Source organism: Paradesulfitobacterium aromaticivorans, from assembly GCF_054657415.1.
In genome coordinates, this window is sequence record NZ_BAAHYT010000010.1 from 1,246,801 (window position 1) to 1,266,185 (window position 19,385).

Annotated in this window: 19 protein-coding genes and 1 pseudogene; all 20 read left to right on the plus strand. The window is 45.3% G+C overall.

The window, feature by feature from the left end:
- Nucleotides 1-100 precede the first annotated feature (100 nt).
- The 20 genes and pseudogenes from ACYQ2N_RS11820 (at nt 101) to ACYQ2N_RS11915 (ending at nt 19,321) form a co-directional block, all read left to right on the plus strand.
- Nucleotides 101-1,240, plus strand: a complete 1,140-nt coding sequence (locus ACYQ2N_RS11820) for a pyridoxal phosphate-dependent aminotransferase (protein ID WP_459999424.1) — start codon at nt 101-103, stop codon at nt 1,238-1,240.
- 26 nt (nt 1,241-1,266) lie between these two features.
- Nucleotides 1,267-1,911: a bifunctional 4-hydroxy-2-oxoglutarate aldolase/2-dehydro-3-deoxy-phosphogluconate aldolase gene (locus ACYQ2N_RS11825; protein WP_459999425.1), complete on the plus strand. Its 645-nt coding sequence runs from the start codon at nt 1,267-1,269 to the stop codon at nt 1,909-1,911.
- Between the two features lie 26 nt (nt 1,912-1,937).
- Nucleotides 1,938-2,186, plus strand: a complete 249-nt coding sequence (locus ACYQ2N_RS11830; protein ID WP_460000526.1) for a MoaD/ThiS family protein — start codon at nt 1,938-1,940, stop codon at nt 2,184-2,186.
- A gap of 43 nt (nt 2,187-2,229) precedes the next feature.
- Complete coding sequence (locus ACYQ2N_RS11835) at nt 2,230-3,135, plus strand: dihydrodipicolinate synthase family protein (protein ID WP_459999426.1); 906 nt, start codon at nt 2,230-2,232, stop codon at nt 3,133-3,135.
- A gap of 148 nt (nt 3,136-3,283) precedes the next feature.
- Nucleotides 3,284-3,595: pseudogene (locus ACYQ2N_RS11840) on the plus strand (flavin reductase); the annotation flags it as partial.
- Nucleotides 3,596-3,644: 49 nt separating this feature from the next.
- Entirely contained in the window at nt 3,645-4,319 is a 675-nt protein-coding gene (locus ACYQ2N_RS11845; protein WP_459999427.1) for a hypothetical protein, read from the plus strand.
- Nucleotides 4,320-4,339: 20 nt separating this feature from the next.
- Nucleotides 4,340-6,058: a sigma-54 interaction domain-containing protein gene (locus tag ACYQ2N_RS11850; RefSeq protein WP_459999428.1), complete on the plus strand. Its 1,719-nt coding sequence runs from the start codon at nt 4,340-4,342 to the stop codon at nt 6,056-6,058.
- Between the two features lie 181 nt (nt 6,059-6,239).
- Complete coding sequence (locus tag ACYQ2N_RS11855) at nt 6,240-7,307, plus strand: Leu/Phe/Val dehydrogenase (protein WP_459999429.1); 1,068 nt, start codon at nt 6,240-6,242, stop codon at nt 7,305-7,307.
- A gap of 36 nt (nt 7,308-7,343) precedes the next feature.
- Nucleotides 7,344-7,562, plus strand: a complete 219-nt coding sequence (locus ACYQ2N_RS11860; RefSeq protein ID WP_459999430.1) for a 4Fe-4S dicluster domain-containing protein — start codon at nt 7,344-7,346, stop codon at nt 7,560-7,562.
- Entirely contained in the window at nt 7,563-8,645 is a 1,083-nt protein-coding gene (locus tag ACYQ2N_RS11865; protein WP_459999431.1) for a 3-methyl-2-oxobutanoate dehydrogenase subunit VorB, read from the plus strand.
- Complete coding sequence (locus tag ACYQ2N_RS11870) at nt 8,629-9,378, plus strand: thiamine pyrophosphate-dependent enzyme (protein ID WP_460000527.1); 750 nt, start codon at nt 8,629-8,631, stop codon at nt 9,376-9,378. Before ACYQ2N_RS11865 ends, ACYQ2N_RS11870 begins: the two co-directional genes overlap by 17 nt.
- Nucleotides 9,378-9,923: a 2-oxoacid:ferredoxin oxidoreductase subunit gamma family protein gene (locus tag ACYQ2N_RS11875; protein WP_459999432.1), complete on the plus strand. Its 546-nt coding sequence runs from the start codon at nt 9,378-9,380 to the stop codon at nt 9,921-9,923. Before ACYQ2N_RS11870 ends, ACYQ2N_RS11875 begins: the two co-directional genes overlap by 1 nt.
- 146 nt (nt 9,924-10,069) lie before the next feature.
- Nucleotides 10,070-11,215, plus strand: a complete 1,146-nt coding sequence (locus ACYQ2N_RS11880) for an acyl-CoA dehydrogenase (protein ID WP_459999433.1) — start codon at nt 10,070-10,072, stop codon at nt 11,213-11,215.
- 49 nt (nt 11,216-11,264) lie between these two features.
- The gene (gene meaB / locus ACYQ2N_RS11885; RefSeq protein WP_459999434.1) at nt 11,265-12,212 is read left to right on the plus strand and encodes a methylmalonyl Co-A mutase-associated GTPase MeaB; all 948 of its coding nucleotides are present in this window, start codon (nt 11,265-11,267) and stop codon (nt 12,210-12,212) included.
- Nucleotides 12,213-12,225: 13 nt separating this feature from the next.
- On the plus strand, nt 12,226-13,860 hold the full coding sequence (locus ACYQ2N_RS11890; protein WP_459999435.1) for an acyl-CoA mutase large subunit family protein: 1,635 nt from the start codon (nt 12,226-12,228) through the stop codon (nt 13,858-13,860).
- Nucleotides 13,861-13,881: 21 nt separating this feature from the next.
- Nucleotides 13,882-14,292, plus strand: a complete 411-nt coding sequence (locus ACYQ2N_RS11895; protein WP_459999436.1) for a cobalamin B12-binding domain-containing protein — start codon at nt 13,882-13,884, stop codon at nt 14,290-14,292.
- A 411-nt stretch (nt 14,293-14,703) separates the two neighbouring features.
- The gene (locus tag ACYQ2N_RS11900) at nt 14,704-15,858 is read left to right on the plus strand and encodes an S-methyl thiohydantoin desulfurase family protein (RefSeq protein WP_459999437.1); all 1,155 of its coding nucleotides are present in this window, start codon (nt 14,704-14,706) and stop codon (nt 15,856-15,858) included.
- Nucleotides 15,859-16,012: 154 nt separating this feature from the next.
- On the plus strand, nt 16,013-16,816 hold the full coding sequence (locus tag ACYQ2N_RS11905) for an IclR family transcriptional regulator (protein ID WP_459999438.1): 804 nt from the start codon (nt 16,013-16,015) through the stop codon (nt 16,814-16,816).
- A 319-nt stretch (nt 16,817-17,135) separates the two neighbouring features.
- Nucleotides 17,136-17,762, plus strand: coding sequence for a flavin reductase family protein (locus ACYQ2N_RS11910; RefSeq protein ID WP_459999439.1), 627 nt, complete (start codon nt 17,136-17,138; stop codon nt 17,760-17,762).
- A 335-nt stretch (nt 17,763-18,097) separates the two neighbouring features.
- Nucleotides 18,098-19,321, plus strand: a complete 1,224-nt coding sequence (locus tag ACYQ2N_RS11915) for a sensor histidine kinase (protein WP_459999440.1) — start codon at nt 18,098-18,100, stop codon at nt 19,319-19,321.
- The last annotated feature ends 64 nt before the right edge of the window (nt 19,322-19,385 follow it).

Below are 19,385 nucleotides of genomic sequence, written 5' to 3' on the forward strand. Positions count from 1 at the left end.
GGATGGTCATGCGGGAGTGCCGGCCCCTATCCGGGTTAGACAATATGGTATGGGAAGGAACATAATAACAGAAAAAAATAACCAAGGAGGCGGTCCGACGATGCCGGATTTATCGCAATTAGCTTCAGATTTAAAACGATCTGGAATCAGAGTCATCATGGATTTGGCTATGGGCATGAAGGATATTGTTCGCCTGGAAGTAGGGGAACCTTTGTTTGGCACGCCCGAGCATATTGTCCAGGCTGGTTGTACGGCTTTGCAGGACGGTTTTACAAAATACACACCTAATGCCGGGATTTTGTCTTTGCGGGAAATCATTGCCCAGCGTCTCAATGCTGATTACAGCTTGAACTTAATAGCAGACAATATTGTCATTACTGTTGGCGGCGTAGGAGCAGTTTCCAGCGCTGTGCGCGCTTTGACGGATTTAGGGGATGAAGTCCTCATATCTGATCCGTGTTGGCCAAATTATGAAATGATCATCGCTTGCGCAGGTGCTGTGCCCAAACGGTATCAATTAGATCCGGAACAGGGTTTTTTGCCCAATTTATCCAATATTGAAAAAGCCCTTACATCTAAGACCAAAGTATTAGTTATCAATACGCCATCTAACCCTCTAGGGATCGTTTATCCGCAAAAACTGATGCGTGAACTGGTGGAATTTGCCCGCCAACATGATTTATATGTCATTTCTGATGAAGTCTACGAAAAGATTATCTTTGAAGGACAACACAGCAGTGCTTTATCGTTTGATTCTGACGGCCGGGTTGTGGGTGCTTTCAGCTTTTCCAAAACCTATGCCATGACCGGCTGGCGGGTAGGTTATGCTGTAGCAGCGCCTCACGTAGCTGCTTTAATCACCAAACTGCAGGAAGCTTATGTATCCTGTACCCCAGGGGTAGCGCAAAAGGCAGCGGAAGCGGCCCTGACTGGTTCGCAGGATTGTGTAGATATGATGCGCGATACCTATAAAGAAAACAGACGGCTGGCCCGGGAAATCCTCGATCATTATGGAATCCCATACCTGAATCCCCAGGGAGCTTTTTACTTGTGGGTTGATGTCAACTCCCAGGATTCCACCGCCTTTGCCAAGGAATTATTGCTGAAACATAAGGTGGCGGTTGCACCAGGCAACACTTTTGGGCCGGTTGGGGAGCGTTATATAAGGATATCCTTGGCCTCATCCCAAGCAGCAATCGAGGAAGGTTTGGAAAGAATAGGGAGATTGGTCAGGAAATAGTTTTATGTAGGAAAGAAGAGACTAAGATGGCAGAACTTACTAAAGAAGAGGTCCGGAATCTAATTTTAAGTGAGAGAATCATCGCCATTTTGCGCCATGTTAAAGAGGCAGATGTAAAGAGCATTTTAGAAGCTTTATATCAGGGTGGAATTAGGGTGGCGGAAGTCACGCTCAATACCCAAGGAGCCCTGAAGATTTTGAGACAAATGGCCGATGTTATCGGCACTAAAATGTTATTGGGTGCCGGGACAGTGACCACGGAGGATATGGTAGAGGAAGCAGTTAATGCGGGGGCCCGGTTCATTGTGACGCCTATTATGGTGCCGGAGGTTATCAAAAAATGCCTTGCCTTGGGTGTTGCAGTTGTGCCCGGGGCTATGAGCCCGACGGAAATTGCAGTCGCCTACCGCCTGGGTGCTGATTTAGTCAAAGTATTTCCGGCCAATAGTTTAGGGGCCGGCTATTTTAAGGAACTCCAAGGACCGCTGGGGCATATTCCCATGATAGCTACTGGTGGAATTTCCCTTGCTAATGGGCGCTCTTTTCTGCAGGCAGGGGCCAAGGGCTTAGGAATAGGTTCATCTCTTATTTCCCCCCAACTGGTCAGCGAGGGTCGGTGGGAGGACCTCCGGAGACTGGCTCAGGATTATAAAGAAATGGTTAATTTCTAATTAGGAGGGAGTTTCCTTTGATCCAAGTGACTGTACGCTTAGGTGGGGGGCTTGGCGGAATTGCTTCTGTCCGAAAAACCACGGTGAATCTAGCCGATGGCTCTACGGTGCTGGATCTCATGGAACTTTTAAGTCAGAAAGTTGGCGAAGAGATTTTTGCTCCTTATGTTTTGGTTGCGGTCAACGGCAGGAGAATTGATGATAAAGAAAAACCAGTGTGGTTGCTCCGGGACAGTGACGTAGTAGCGATGGTGAGAGCCGTAGCCGGTGGGTAAACGCCCGCAAACTGGCAACGCGTACAAGAAGGGGTCTTGAGTTATGAAAGAGATCAAAGGTGTTTGCCCGATCGTGGCCGCTCCATTTGACAACAAAGGCGAATTAGATGTCGATAGCTTCCAGTCTTTGGTGGAACACCTGATGTCCAGCGGAGCGCGAGCTTTAACTCTCTTTGGGTTGGCCACAGAGTTTTATAAACTGACCGAGGCGGAAAAGCAAATAATGCAAGAGACAATGCTTAGGTACACTGCTTTTTCGGACACGGTGGCTGGAATTGTCTCCATTACCGATCACTCCTGGGAAGTTGCCGTACGGCGAGCCCAAGCGGCGGAGGCGGCAGGGGCTGATGCACTGATGGTACTGCCGCCTTTTTTCCTGGGTGTGAGTGAAGAAGGGATATTGCAGCACCTGCAACGAGTTCTGCGGGCTGTGCAAATTCCGTTGATTGTGCAATACGCTCCTCTCCAGACGGGAGTAAAGGTCGACCCGGGCGTATTTTTGCGCCTCAAACAGGAACACGACAACCTGCAGTTTGTGAAAGTTGAAGCCCAACCCCCTGGGCCTTATGTATCTGCTTTGGTGAACGGTTCGGGCGGCCAATTAAGTGCTCTTGTCGGTTACGCAGGCGTGCAAATGCCTGATGCCCTAAAGCGGGGAGCTGCGGGGCTCCAACCGGGTTGTTCTTTTACTGAGATTTATGTGGAGTTATACCGGTTATATGAACAGGGTCAAATAGCAGATATGCTTACCTTGCACACCCGATTGTTACCGTACATTTCTTACTGGATGCAGGGGGTGGAGTTAATCATTAAAGCTGAAAAGATAATCCTCCAACAAAGGGGTGTTATTGCCAGTGACTATTGCCGGGCCATTTCTTATCAAATGGATCAGTTCGAACGCGAACGCATCGAAAGCTTTTGCAAGGAGTTTGCCGTGTATCTGAAATAGCGGAGCTTGGCGCTTGTGACCAAACCCCAGAAACAGCATTCGTTGGAAAATATCGATAGGCACCGTGAATTTGTCATCAATGTACCAGGATTGGAGTTAGCCGAGCGCGCCTGGTGCAATGTTCTTATGATTTAAACCCGGGGTAAAGAGACTTTCGTATGCGGGTCTTAAAACCTCGCCTGCCCAGAAAGTTCGACCGCTTTTAATCGAGGAATGCCGGGCTCATTTGGAGTGCCGGGTCCTTTCCATTACCCCCACCGGCGATCATTCATTCATAGTGAGTGAAGTCGTGGCGGCAAGCTTTGATCCCTCGTGTTATACTTCGAACTTAATATTAAAGGTGCATCAGAATCCGCCGTGCTTTCACATTGAGCATTACCGTAATCCGGACGGACAGACCCATTTCTTCCTTGCCCCGTCAGATGTACTGGTGATCGAGGTTCCGTTCCCAAAGTTATAATTCTGTTTGAAACTTAACCAATCTAGACATTACTGGGAGAGGATGAAACATGAACAACCGGCGGATGTACCATGTGGAACTGTTTAACGCCAAAAATAACTCGGCTAAACAAGTAGAGGCATATTTCCGTGATACAGCTCTTCCGTTTTTCCGGGAGCGAAATTTCAAGTTAAATCTTTTGTTTACCCAATATGGTTTAGGACCGAGACAGTTTTGGTTTGTGACCGAAATAGAGAAAGTCGGGGACATCGATGGCTGGGACAGCAGAACGATGAAAGACGCCAAAGGACAGGAAATTATGTCCTGTTTGGCCGGCATGGTTGGGGAAGCCCGGGCCAGCGTGCTTATCGATTTAGAACCCGATGTTGAATGGTGTGGACGTTTTGAGCGCATGTTTCATGTGGAATGGTTCAACCCGTTGGGTAACTCGAGTGACGTCCAGCAATTTATGTTAAATGTTGTACTTCCTTACTGGCGAAAACGCGGTTATTTTGTCAAACTTTTTCAGACGATCCATGAGCTTAGCCCCACGGAATATTGGCTAGTAACTCAAATGGATGGTTTTGCTTCCCTGGATCAATGGGCTCAAATGGGCGCCGGTGAGCCTGAAGGACAGGAAATCCTACAGAAGCTACTGTCTTTGATTACTGTGCCCCGGGCCAGTATTATCAAAGAGTTATTTGGCGGTGCCACAGTGCTCCCTGTAAGGTTTGGACGGCAATAGGCCAGGGGGTAAAAAATATCATGGACTTTGGCAAATTCGAACTGAAGACTATACTGAACCATATTGCCGACGCTCTGGTAGCTGTGAATTGTGAGGGGAAAATCACGTTCTTTAACTCCGCTGCCCGAAGGCTCATTACCGGTGGTGATGAGGCTGTCGGCAAGGATGTACGCCGAGTTATCCCCAACACCAGGCTTCCGGTCGTGCTCCAGACAGAGACAGAGGAATTAAACCAACTGCAGAGGCTAGGAGACACAACTATAATTACGAATCGTTTTCCCGTTCGCGACAAGACCGGGAAGGTTGTGGGCGCTGTAGCAATATTTAGGGATAATACAGAAGTGAAAAGTCTAAAGGAACAGATCAGCAGCCTCCAGGAAATAAGGACACTGTTGAACGCAATTTTTGAAGCGACTCAGGATGCAATTTCCGTGGTGGACGAAAATGGGGTGGGTATCCTTATCAACTCTGCCTATACTAGGATAACTGGTTTGACCGAAGAAGATGTGATTAATAAGCCGGCCACTGTCGACATCGCCGAAGGTGAGAGCGTGCACTTAAAGGTGCTCAAAACCGGGGAACGCATGCGAGGCGTCCCAATGAAAGTGGGTCCTAAACGGAAGGAAGTCCTGGTGTACGGTTCCCCTATCATCGTGGGCGGCAAACTTAGGGGCAGTGTAGGAGTGATCCATGATGTTTCTGAGTTAAGGAAACTATCCGAAGAGCTGGAACAGGCCAAACGTTGGATTCGACATTTAGAATCAAAGTATACTTTCTCGGATATTCTTGGGGAGAGTGAAATTATCCGCAACGCTGTGGAAAAGGCTAGAAATGCCGCCCAAACTTCGGCAACCGTTCTATTGAGGGGGGAAAGTGGTACTGGGAAGGAATTGTTTGCCCATGCCATCCATCACGCCAGCAACCGTGCTAATCGCCATTTCATTCGGGTCAACTGCGCAGCCCTGACCGACAGCATTTTGGAGAGTGAGCTATTCGGCTATGTAGACGGGGCTTTTACCGGGGCCAAAAGAGGGGGCAAGCGAGGCTTGTTTGAGGAGGCCGATGGGGGAACCTTGTTTTTGGACGAAATTGGGGATATCAGTTCTGGATTGCAAACCAAACTGCTGCGGGTACTGCAAGAAAAGGAGATAGTCCGGGTTGGAGACAATAGGCCGATCGCGGTGAACGTCAGGGTAATTGCCGCAACCAACGCCAATCTGGAAGAGAAAATTAAGGGCGGTGTTTTTCGCGAGGACTTATACTACCGTTTAAATTTATTTCCAATTTTTATCCCGCCATTGCGCCATCACGCACAGGATATCAAATTTTTGGCCAATCACTTTATCCGTAAATTTAACCAGGAATTTGGCCGTAGTGTGGAAGGAATCAGTCCCGGAGCCTTGGAAACGCTCGTGAGCTACTCTTGGCCGGGTAACGTGCGGGAACTGGAGAACTTTGTCGGACGGGCAATTATAAATATGCGCAGCGACGAAACCATTATAGAAGACCAACATCTACCCCAGTTGAGAGCCCATGTGGAGACAGCTTCTGATTCAGCGAATGAGGAACCGAACTTATACCTTGGGCAAACTTTCGAGGAGTCTTATGCACAATGGGAAAAAGACTTGCTTATAAGAACCCTGAAAATTGCCGAAGGGAACAAGACTAAGGCAGCCCAACTCCTGAAGATCTCAGTACGTAACCTGTATTACAAAATGGAAAAGCGTGGACTTTACTAATTACTAATCTTGTGCCTGCAATTTATTGCAGGCATTTTTGTTCAATATCTGCAGTTTTTTGCAGGGTAAATTTTTGTGGTGGGGGAGTTTAGCTAAGATTATGTGCTGTGGACGTCCTTCCCATATTGGCATGAATTTTGCTGTACACTATATTATCCAAATACGATAGGAGGAATTTGAAATGAAGATCTTAGAATACATGGAGAAATATGATTACGAGCAGCTGGTTTTTTGTCAAGACAAGACTTCGGGTTTGAAGGCCATCATCTGTATCCATGATACCACCTTGGGTCCAGCCCTAGGGGGCACGAGGATGTGGACCTATGCCAGTGAAGATGATGCTGTGTTAGACGCTCTTAGGCTGGGCAGGGGTATGACCTACAAGGCCGCGGCTGCCGGATTAAATCTTGGCGGCGGTAAAGCGGTGATTATGGGGGATCCCAAAAAAGATAAAAGTGAGGAACTATTCCGGGCGTTTGGACGCTATGTCCAGTCTCTCAACGGTCGTTATATAACTGCTGAGGATGTGGGGACAAGTGTTCAGGATATGGAGTGGATTCGTCTGGAGACAAATTATGTTACCGGAGTTTCGACTACCTCCGGTTCTTCGGGCGACCCGTCCCCCATGACGGCCAGGGGGGTCTGGTATGGTATGAGGGCTATTGTAAAAGAGGTTTACGGTTGCGACTCCTTGCAAGGGAAAACCATCGCTGTTCAGGGTCTTGGCAATGTAGGTTATAATCTTTGCCGTTATTTGCATGAGGAAAAGGCCCAGTTGATTGTCACAGATGTTAATGACGAGAACGTCAAACGGGTGTGTGACGAGTTTGGGGCTAAGGCTGTGGACCCGAAGGATATTTTCGGAGTTAAGGCAGAAATATTTGCTCCCTGTGCAATGGGTGCCGTAATCAACGATGAAACTATTCCTCAGTTTAAGTTTAAGATAATTGCTGGGGCGGCCAATAACGTGTTGAAAGAGGAACGTCACGGCGAGGAGATCCACAACAGAGGTATCATGTATGCACCAGACTATGTTATCAATGCAGGGGGGCTTATCAATATAGCTGACGAATTAGAAGGTTACAATTATGAGCGAGCTTTAAAGAGAGTCGAGAGTATTTATGACAACATCGCCAAAGTGATTGAGATTGCCAAAAGCGAGAAAATTCCTACCTATAGAGCAGCTGATCGCATGGCTGAGGAGAGGATTAATCGCATCAGCAGAATTAATGGCATTCATCTTGACTAAGCTTATTATTTTGATTTGTAAAAGAGGGGTAGAAAGGTGGAAAACAAGGTTATTTTCGCCGAGGAGCGTTGTAAAGGGTGTGGGTTGTGCATGACTGCCTGCCCTAAAGGGATTATTGAATTCACCAAACATTTAAACACATTAGGTTATCACCCCGCATCAGTTGTGAACCAGAGTAGTTGTACCAGTTGCGGCAACTGCTATAGAATGTGTCCTGATCAGGTGATTACTGTGAGGAAGGAGGAGAAGATTTAAATGGCAAAGGTTTTGATGATAGGAAATGAGGCCTTGGGAGAGGCCGCTATCCGGGCGGGCTGCCGTTATTTTTTCGGGTACCCCATCACTCCCCAAAGCGAACTACCTCATTACCTAGCTAAGCGCCTTCCGGAGGTCGGAGGGGTCTTTCTGCAGGCGGAAAGCGAAATTGCGGCTATTAATATGGTCTATGGGGCGTCAGGAGCAGGTGCCAGGGTAATGACCTCCTCCTCAAGCGTGGGTATAAGCCTAAAAATGGAGGGTATCTCTTTTATGGCTGCGGCCGAGCTGCCCTGCGTAATTATTAACATAGTTAGAGGTGGGCCGGGCTTGGGCGGAATCCAGGCGGCCCAGTCGGACTATTTTCAGGCCGTCAAAGGGGGCGGTCACGGAGATTATCATTTACTTGTTCTTGCACCTGCCTCTGTACAGGAATTGGCGGATCTGACAGTCAAGGCCTTTGACCTAGCGGATAAATATCGTAACCCTGTGATGATTCTGGGAGACGGTATTTTAGGACAGATGATGGAACCCGTGGAGTTTCCTACAATGGAGGTCAAGAATTTGCCGGTAAAACCATGGGCTACCGACGGGGCCAAGGGACGCCAGCCCAATAAGATTAAAACTTTGTATTTAGAGCCGGAAGAGTTGGAAGGGCTTAACCTGAAACTATTTGAGAAATACAGACTGATGAAGGAGCAGGAAACCTTGGCGGAAGATTATCAAACCGCTGACGCAGAGGTGATCGTTGTTAGCTATGGCTCCACGGCTAGAATTTGCAAGGCCGCTGTTGATTTAGCGCGTACAAAGGGAATAAAGGCAGGTTTATTCAGACCGATTACCTTATTCCCCTTTCCTGAGAAGGAGTTAAACCTTGCTTGTGTTCAGGCGTCTAGAATTTTGACTGTGGAAATGAGTATGGGTCAAATGATTGAGGATGTAAAGTTGGCGCTTAACTGTCGACTGCCTGTTTCCTTCTACGGAAGAGTAGGGGGAATGATTCCTACTGCAAGAGCCATATTCAACGAAATTGTTAAGTTAAGCACGAAAGGGGGTAAAAACAATGATGAAAATTGTTTATGACCGACCTAAAACATTGACAGAAAAAAATATGCACTACTGCTCGGGTTGTACTCACGGCATTATTCACCGTTTAATAGCTGAAGTCATAGACGAATTAAATATTAGAGAGGAGACTATCGGTGTGAGCCCGGTAGGTTGCTCGGTTTTGGCTCATAACTATTTCAACCTAGATATGCAGGAAGCAGCTCATGGACGGGCACCGGCGGTAGCTACGGGTATCAAGAGGGTACACCCCGACAAGATTGTCTTTACTTATCAGGGGGATGGCGATCTGGCGTCCATTGGCACAGCTGAGATTGTACATGCTGCCGCTAGGGGTGAGAAGATAACCACGGTTTTTGTCAATAATGCCATTTTTGGTATGACAGGAGGCCAAATGGCCTCTACGACCTTAATTGAGCAGAAGACAACCACGACTCCCGATGGACGGAGGAGTGCTGTTCAGGGTTTTCCCATCCGTGTAGCTGAGATGCTGGCTACTCTTGACGGTGCTGTTTACATAGCACGGGTTTCTGTCAACAATAATGTCAACGTTATCAAGGCTAAGGCCGCTATCAAAAAGGCCTTTCAGGTACAGCTTGACGGCAAAGGGTTTAGCTTGGTCGAGGTGCTGTCTACCTGTCCCGTCAACTGGGGTTTTACTCCGGATGAAGCCATGAAATGGCTGGAGAATAACATGATTCCCTACTATCCGCTAGGTGAATACAAGCTCCCCCTGGAGGTGCAAGGCTGATGTTGGAAGAAATCATACTCGCTGGATTCGGCGGTCAGGGAATAATGGCCATGGGCAAACTCCTAACCTATGCAGGGATGCTGGAAGATAAACATGTGGCCTGGATCCCCTCCTATGGTCCGGAAATGAGAGGTGGGACTGCCAATTGTTCTGTAACTATTTCTACCGAGCCTATAAGTTCGCCCGTCATTTCAGAACCTAGTACGGTCATCGTGCTCAACTCACCTTCACTGGGGAAGTTTGGACCTATTGTTAAGCCCGGTGGGATTTTGATAATTAATTCTTCTCTGATCGATTCAGGTTACTTTAGGTCGGGAATGCGAATATTTGAAATTCCTGCTAATGACTTGGCATTAGAATTGGGTAACAATCGTGTGGCAAATATAATTTTGTTGGGGGCTTTTCTTAAGTTAACAGGGGCTGTGGCCATAGACTCGGTGATTGAGGCGTTGAAAAAAGTGTTGCCAGAACACCGTCATAATCTTATCCCCCTAAACCGGGCTGCTTTAGAAAAAGGTTTTGAGGCTATTCAGAAATTAAGCTAATGACGCAGCGCGCCATCTTGATACGCATTCACTTTCGTTCAAATAAGTTCTTAAGTGTACTGGGAACGGATTATATTTCGATTAGGAATTTAACGAAAAGCGTTATCAAAAACCTTGTTTTTTGCTAAAAGCGGAGGTGGAATTAATTGAATTTTGATTTAAATGAAGAGCATATATTAATGCGTAAAATGGTACGTGATTTTGCCGAAAAAGAATGTGCTCCGGGAGCTGGCGAGCGGGATGAAAGGGAAGAATTTCCACGCGAGATTTGGGACAAACTAGCCAAACTCGGTTTAGCAGGGATTACTATCCCGGAGGAGTACAACGGTGTAGGTGCAGATTATATTTCCTATGCTATCGCCGTGGAGGAACTCTCCCGCGTTGATGCATCCGTCGGAGTTACTGTTTCTGCCCACTCAAGTCTTTGCGCCAATCCTATTAACATCTTCGGTACGGAAGAGCAGAAGCAAAAGTATTTGGTTCCGTTGGCAACCGGCCAAAAGCTAGGTGCTCTTGGCTTAACAGAAGCGATGGCTGGCTCTGATGCATCGGCAACACGCACCACTGCAGTTCGTCATGGTAATGATTATATTCTAAATGGGTCTAAGATTTTTATCACAAATGCTTTTGAAGCGGAAATCTATATCGTCACAGCTCAAATGGATAAAAGCAAAAGGAATAGAGGGATTGCTGCCTTTATTTTAGAAAAAGGCATGCCTGGATTTTCCTTTGGTAAGAAAGAGAAAAAAATGGGAATCCGCTCCTCGGCTACTTATGAATTAGTTTTCGATAATGTTCGAGTGCCGGCTGAAAATTTACTGGGCCAAGAAGGACAAGGCTTTAAAATTGCTATGATAACCTTGGATTATGGGCGCATAGGTATAGCTGCTCAAGCTCTTGGCATTGCCCAAGGTGCTTATGAGCAAGCCCTTAAATATGCTAAAGAAAGAGTGCAATTTGGCAAAACCTTGTCTGAATTCCAGACAATGCAATTTAGATTAGCCGACATGGCTACTCAAATCGAGGCTGCCAGGCTTTTAGTTTATCAATCTGCATACCTTGCTTCTCAGCATAAATCAGTCTCCAAAGCTTCGGCTATGGCTAAACTCTTTGCTTCGGAAACCGCAATGTGGGTAACAACTCAAGCCGTACAAATGCATGGAGGCTATGGATATATCAGGGAATACCCTGTTGAACGCATGATGCGGGATGCTAAAATCACTGAGATCTACGAAGGAACCAGTGAAATGCAACGTATTGTGATTAGTAAGCATATTATTAAGGAAAGTTAGGTTAACTTTAAGCTCAAGAGGGAATCGCAGCAAAGGCAGGGATAGAATTTTGAAGCAAGAAATAATCGATCAATGGTTAGGAAAGCTTTTTCAACAAGACCGTAGAGCTATTGCTAAACTCATCTCTTGGGTAGAAGATAACGTAGACCGCTCCAAAATTATGCCTAGTATCCTTTCTCATACCCGCAGTGGAGAACACTTTGTGACTGGCATCACCGGTTCTCCAGGTGCCGGAAAAAGTTCTTTAGTTGAAGCCTTAACCCATTTGTATCGCCGCCAAGAAGAACGAGTAGGGATTATCGCAGTAGATCCCAGTAGTCCTTTGACCGGAGGCGCTATATTGGGAGATCGCATCCGGATGCAAGCCCATGGTACAGACCGAAATGTCTTTATTCGCAGCATGGGGACCAGAGGGCATCTTGGCGGAGCAGCAGACTCTACGGCAGACGTTCTCCGGATTTTGGAAGCCGGTGGCTATACAACCCTGTTGGTAGAGACCGTTGGGGTCGGCCAATCCGAGATTGAAATCATGCAGCTGGCCGATACTGTGGTGCTCGTCTTAAACCCTGGAACCGGGGATGGAATCCAAGCAATTAAAGCTGGCATTATGGAAATTGCTGATATCTTTGTGATTAATAAGGCTGATATGCCCGGTGCTGAACGCCTGAAAAATGATATTTTAATGATGATAGAGATGAGCGGAGCACCCCAGGCTTGGCGTCCACCGGTGATTATGACCAGTGTGTTGGATAATCAAGGGCTTGATGACCTTAAAATAAAAATTTCTGAACACCAGAGTTTTCTGTTGGAAAGCGGCCAATTAATCCACCGGCGTCAGGAGCAGCTTCAGCGGGAAATATGGCGTCATCTTGAAGAAAAGGCTAAGGATATCTTTCTTACCCTCTGGTCTAAGATTCCCCAGAGTTGGTTAGAAAGCGGCCAACAAGATCCTTATCAACTAGCCGAAAAGGTATGGGCAAAAATGATAGAAGGGTGAGAGTAAAAAGGAAATGAGTGACTTCTCAACTTGGCAAACGTCTTATCGTGCCCAAAAAGAGGGCAAGGGGCCTTTTATTTCAGTCTCAAGTGTTCCTATTGAGCCTCTTTATGGTCCAGAAAATACACCTCAATTAGATTATGATCGAGACCTTGGTAACCCCGGTGAATATCCATATACACGAGGTATTCGTACCAATATGTATCGAGGTAGATATTGGACGATGCGTCAATTCGCCGGTTTCGCTACAGCCAAGGAATCCAATGAGCGTTATAAGTTCTTATTAAATCAGGGACAAACCGGATTAAGCGTTGCTTTTGATATGCCTACAATTATGGGTTACGATTCCGACCATCCCCGAGCATACGGGGAGGTAGGCCGTGTCGGAGTTGCCATCGATTCCTTACAAGATATGGAAACCTTATTTGATGGTATTGCCCTCGATCAAGTAAGTACTTCTATGACCATTAACGCTCCGGCCTCGATCCTTTGGGCTATGTATATTGTCGCAGCTCAAAAAAAAGGTATCCCTTCCAACAAATTAACCGGAACTATCCAAAATGACATTCTCAAAGAATACATTGCCCAAAAATCTTGGATTTTCCCCCCAGAACCTTCCCTGCGTATTATCACTGACATTTTCAAGTTTGCCGCTGAACACGTTCCCAAATGGAACACAATTTCCATCAGCGGCTACCATATTCGGGAAGCCGGTGCTACAGCCCTCCAAGAATTAGCGTTTACCCTAGCAAATGGTTTTGCCTATGTTGAAGCAGGGATTAAGGCCGGACTTGCTGTTGATGACTTTGCACCCCGCCTTTCGTTTTTCTTTAATTCCCATATGGATTTATTTGAAGAGGTGGCTAAATACCGGGCAGCGAGAAGAATCTGGGCCCGCCGAATGAAGGAAAAGTATGGAGCTAAGAAAGAAGAAAGCTTACTTTTGCGTTTTCATACGCAAACTGCAGGGTGTTCATTAACGGCCCAACAACCCGAAAATAACATTGTCCGTACAGCCTATGAGGGTTTGGCGGCAGTATTAGGAGGAACACAATCCTTACATACGAATTCGATGGATGAAGTATTAGCACTTCCCTCAGAGAAATCGGTCCAAATTGCCCTGCGAACTCAGCAGATTTTGGCCTACGAGACTGGTGTAACTAATACCATTGATCCTCTCGCCGGTTCCTATTATGTCGAAGCCCTAACAAGTCAAATGGAAGCTGGGGCAGAAGATTACTTTAAACGGATTGAAGAGCTAGGTGGAGTGTTGCCAGCCATTGCGGAAAACTTCTTTCAGCAGGAGATTGCTGATGCCGCCTATCGTTTTCAAAGGGAAATTGAGAATAAGGATCGGATTATTGTTGGGGTAAACGACTTTATTAAAAATGAAAAACTCAGTATTGACTTACTCAAAATTGACACTGAGATTGAGCGCTCTCAAATAAAACGGGTTCAAAGATTAAGGCAAACGCGGGACAACTTGCAGGTTCAAGCAACTCTTGATGATTTAAGAACGACGGCAAGCAGTACAGATAATTTGATTCCTAAGATCATTGCCGCGGTCTCGGCCTACGCTACTGAAGGAGAAATAATTACTGTTCTTAAAGAAGTTTTCGGAGAATATCGAGAAAATGCTGTATTTTAATGAGCTGGGAAGGTGAAAAATATGAGCCAAACCCATATCAGGGTATTAGTTGGCAAACCAGGACTCGACGGACATGACCGTGGGGCCAAAGTCATTGCCAGGGCACTTCGCGATGCCGGAATGGAAGTTATATATTCTGGATTGCATCAAACACCGGAACAAATTGTTGAAGCTGCCATCCAAGAGGACGTTGATTTAATAGGTTTAAGCATTATGTCAGGAGCGCATTTGACGATTTTCCCGCGTGTTAAAGAATTGCTAAAACAACAACAAGCCGAAGATATCTTATTGATAGGTGGCGGGATCATACCAGAGGAAGATGCAGAAAGTTTAATTCGAGACGGTTATGCTGAGGCACTATTTACTCCGGGAACCCCAACGACTGAGATTGTCGACTGGATTAACGATAGGATTAAGCTAAAGACCAGATGAGAGTGATTATTCGTTAAGTGGAGGTGTTGCTTGAATCTAAGCAGAATACGGTCAATTAAGGAGCGCCGCTACACCTGGCGGCTTGAAATTAAATAATAGGAAAGAATTTTCCAGTGAATCCAATGTATGGAAATCAATCTATTATCTAGATCAAATATTTTTGAGAAATACAGTATACATTTCTAATATAAGCAGGGATAATCAAAAAACATGACGAATCTTAGAAACTATAATTTCGGAACCACAGTCCATACAATGGAACAAAATTTTGGTTATAGGGGATCATGCTTATCATGGGGAACATTTCTATGGAACGTGGAGCTATTATCGAACGCATTCGGCGACTGCCCATGCACCGACAATTGCTGAGAGTCTAAATAATAAATATCATAAAAGGAAGTGGAATGAATTATGGCACGCAGAGTATTAAATGGTGAAGAAGTAGAAGAACTACTTATTGGTCTGGCAATATACGGAACAGGTGGTGGAGGAGATCCTGAATGGGGTAGGAAGATAATTGAGAATGATTTTGCAAAGGGTAGAGTATGTGAAATAGTTGACCCAGAGGATGTCAGTGATGATGCGTTTATTTGCAGTGGCGGAATAATGGGTTCAGTCAAAGCCCTTGAAAAAATGTCTTACGATGAAATTATAGCTAAGTGGGAAGATGACTTTGTACTTATAAAGGCATTTAGAGAAATGGAAAGGCTAAAAGGTAGAAAACTGGACTATATCATACCTTTTGAAGTTGGTGGTTTGAATACCCCTGTTATAATGACACTTGCAGCAAGACTGGGAATTCCAATGATTAATGGTGATGCTGTAGGAAGATCTGCTCCCGAGACACAGATGACCAGCTTTATTGGACATGGTATTTCCCTAAATCCTATGCCTTTAGTTGATCATCAAGGAAATACAATAGTAGTTATGAATTCTAATGACTCAACATACGCGGATGAAATAGGCAGATTTGTAGTTACAAAAGGTGGTGGTATGGGAGGTAATGCCCATTATGCCATGTCTGGAGCTGAATTAAAGAGAAGTTGTGTAGCTAAAACTGTAACTCATGCTATAGAAATGGGTAAGGCTGTTATTGAAGCTAAAAACAATGGACAGGATCCTGTTGAAGCTTTCAGAAAACTTGAAAAAGGTGTAATGTTATTTAGAGGGACTATAGAAGAAGTTGTAGGAGAAGATAAGGGAGGATTCTACCTTACTAATGTAATAATAAAGGGAGAAAAAGAGTTCGCAGGGAGCACATCAAAAATGGTAGTAAAGAATGAAACCATGGCTGTGTGGGTAGATGGCAAAATTAAATCAGTTTTTCCTGACAGAGCATATATCCTCTATCCAGATACAGGAAAAGGTATAATGAGTGTTGACTTGAAGCCAGGAGTAAACTTAGCAGTAGTAGGGACACCGTGCGATGAAAGAATTAGGGAATGCATTGCAACCGAAGAAGGCAAGAAAGCTTTTGGAGGAGCAAGATACGGTTATCCAGATCTTGAATATATACCTTTTGAAGAACTCAATAAACAGCTTTATGCCAGTCATCGTTGGCGATGACAAAGACGCCGCCGGAATAATACTGACGGAGACGATTGATTACGGAATCCTGATACGTTGCATGCGGAATCAAAACAGGTTTCAAGCAAAGCCTTGTGCCATCAGGCTCGGCGAATGCCGAGAGTCTATTATTACAGAAAGGAGGGGTGGTACGTTGACGGAGAATGCTGAAAATAAAGAAATGGTGCGTGCGGTAGAAAGGGCTTTGAATATTCTTGAGGAACTAGCAAAAAACCAGGGATATCCCAAAAGGATTACGGAATTGGCAACAAGTTTGGGTTTGGGTAAAACTACTGTGCATCGGTTGTTAAGAACTCTGGTATCTAAAGGTTATGTTAATAAAGCCGAAGATAGCGATAAGTATTGTCTGGGCTTAAAAATGATGGAGCTGGGTGGTGTTGTTGCCCGTAACTTGGAACCGCGAAGCCAAGCGGCACAGATTATCAAACAGTTGGCAGCGGATACAGGGCAAACAGTGCATTTAGCAGTTCAGGCGAATGGAGAGGTTGTGTACATTGAAAAGGTAGAGAGTAAAGGCAGCATCAAGATGGCATCTTTTGTCGGCCAACGCAGTTACCTACACAGTACGGGCTTAGGTAAAGCCATCTGTGCATTTCTGCCACTGGAAGAAGTTGAGGTCTACCTTAAAGAAAAAGGAATGCCTCGCCGGACTTCGCGAACGATCGTCTCTTGGCAGGAGTTTAAAGACCATATGGCCCAAATCCGGGCTCAGGGATATGCCATCGACGAAATGGAAAATGAAGAGTCTATTCGATGCGTTGCCGCTCCGGTGTTTGATCATGACGGTAGGGTAATTGCAGCTATCAGTGTAGCCGGGACCGTGTTGCAGGTGACCCATGACCGAGTGGAAAGTCTGGCTAGGCAGGTGGTTTCTGCAGCTGCTGAAGTATCGGAGAGAATGGGTTATAGGGCGGGGACCCACAGGATAGGTTACTAAACTCTGGAGGTTGACTATTCTGCCTGGAACAAAGCTAGGTGCTGGTCGCTGCCAACATTGAGGACGTTACAGAAAGTGTAGGTTTAATTTGAATTGTCCTTGACGGCAGACAAAGTGGCGGTAAAAGTAGGGGGAGTATGGCAGTTGTCAGTGCGACCCGAATTTTGATTGACTTAGGAGACGTTCAGATTCCTATTGGCCTAATTACGAAATGATTATCGCTTCCGCCGGAGCTATATCGAAACGCTACAAGCATAATCCTGAGAATGGTTTTTTTCCTTCTCTTAAAATAGGGATTTTGTACATTGGAGGAACGCTTATGGAAAAAAGAATTTCTGAAGATGAGCTATTTAACAGTGTATTCCTTCTGCAGCCGAGCAGACCAATTTTATGCACTACTAAGAATGAAGACGGTTCAGATCATGTAGCGCCTTTCAGCTGGATTAACCCGGTATCCCATAAGCCGCCAAGGGTTGCACTTGCACTTTTAAATAATCCCAAAAAGCAGCACAGCCTGGAAAATATAGAAAGAACAGGGGAATTCGTGTTGAATATGCCTGACCTTAGCATAGTTGATAAATTAGTAGGTTGTTCATATCGGCCAATGTACGGAGAAAATAAATTCGACCGCTCTGGATTTACCCGACTGCCTTCAGTAAAAGTTACACCTCCCGGTATAAAGGAATGTAGAGCACATTTGGAATGTAAACTGATGAATACTATGGTAACCGGGGATCATACTCTTTTAATTGCAGATGTTGTTTATGCCAGGTATGACGAAGAAGCATTCAGTCCCAATCTGTTGGTTAAATTGGACAAGTATATGCCTGCAATACATGTACAGCATTTTATTCAGGAAAGTTCACAGGTTCATATATTTTTAGGATCCTGTAGTGCACATGTAATAGAAGTGCCTTATCTTAAGCCCGATGATATTAATAACTGAAGTTTCGTCGCGACCGAGCATATAGCGGGCGGAAGTTCTGCATGGTAAGACATAAGCAGCGTCGTCACCAAAAGCGAGCCTTGGTCGGCCAGGAGTAATCCTAGACGTTAAGCGTAGACAGTCAGGCAGTAGGCCTGAAAGTGATGGAGCCTTGATCACAGCCCACAAAAATAATATTGTGTAAATGAAAATTCTACTTATGTGTTTTTTGGTAAAATTATAGGTACTCTTGCCAACTGAGAGGATAAGGTAATGCTGGAGAGCTATAATGCCCAAATTGTGACTTGGTTTTTCAATACAGAATGCAGTGAACTGATTGTTTAGAAGGATGGGACATGGAGTACAAGATTGATAACCTATCTCAGCTTATCGAAAAAGATAAACTGGTAAGAATTATTGAGTCATTCACAAAAGCTACTGACATTACAATAGATATTAATGATGCTATGGGTTCTCCCGTTGTTCAGCATGATTACTTTTATGGTTTTTGCCGCAGCATTCGTTCCAAAGAAGCCGGTTTGCAGCGATGTATTCAATCCAATGCCCAACTGGGTTTTGACACCTTGAAAAAAGGCTCTTCGTGTATGAGCAAATGCCATGCGGGTGTAATGCTGATGGCAGTACCAATTATTGTGGACGACAAATTTTATGGGTCAATAACCTGTGGGCAGATGCATCTGGAAAGACCCCAGACTAAAGAGATCGAGAACATGCTTCAGGCTACCTCCGACTTAGACCTTAATTCGGAACAATTGACCCGGACTTTTCAGGAAATTCAGGTTATCAGCATGGAGAAATGTCAGGCTGCCGGAGGACTAATTCAATTTGTGGTTAATTACATTGTCGAATTAATTTATCGTACCAAGATGCAAGAAGAGCTCAGCCGGGAAAAACTTAAAGCTGCTGAGGATGCACGGCTTATTGTGGAACTGGAACATACGTTGGACAAAGCAGAATTAAGAAATTTGCAAAGTCAAATAAAACCCCACTTTTTATTTAACACCCTAAACACTGTAATTTGCTCAGTAACTTTGGGTGAAAACGACAAAGGTTTAAATACGCTTTTTGCCCTCTCTAATTTACTGAGGCATAATTTAGACCATCCAGGGGAACTGGTTTCTCTTGGGGAGGAATTAAGCTATATCGAAAGCTACCTGGTAATTCAGAAAAACAGGTTTGGAAACCGGTTGGAATTATCTATAGAGGTTCCGGAAGACCTGAAAAGTCTACAGATCCCTTTTTTAAGTTTGCAGCCATTGGTGGAAAATGCCTGTATTCACGGACTGGAGCCCAAAGAGGGCATTGGCCACCTATGGATAAAGGGCAGAAAATTAGGCAGCACCGTTGAAATCTCAGTTGTCGATGACGGGGTAGGTATGCTCTCAGATCATGCTGCCGTTGATTTGAGCGGGGATCAAATAAAAACAGGGATTGGTCTGCGAAATGTCCATAAACGGCTGCAATTACTATTTGGGAAGGAATTTGGCGTTAAACTGGGACTCGAACAGGGGTTTACGACAGCTACTTTGTCCCTGCCTGTAGGAAAACCTGAGGCTTAAGTATGGTAGAACTGTCGGGCGCACGCAAAAGGACACGCTTGCGAAGCATGTCCTTTACCGGCCC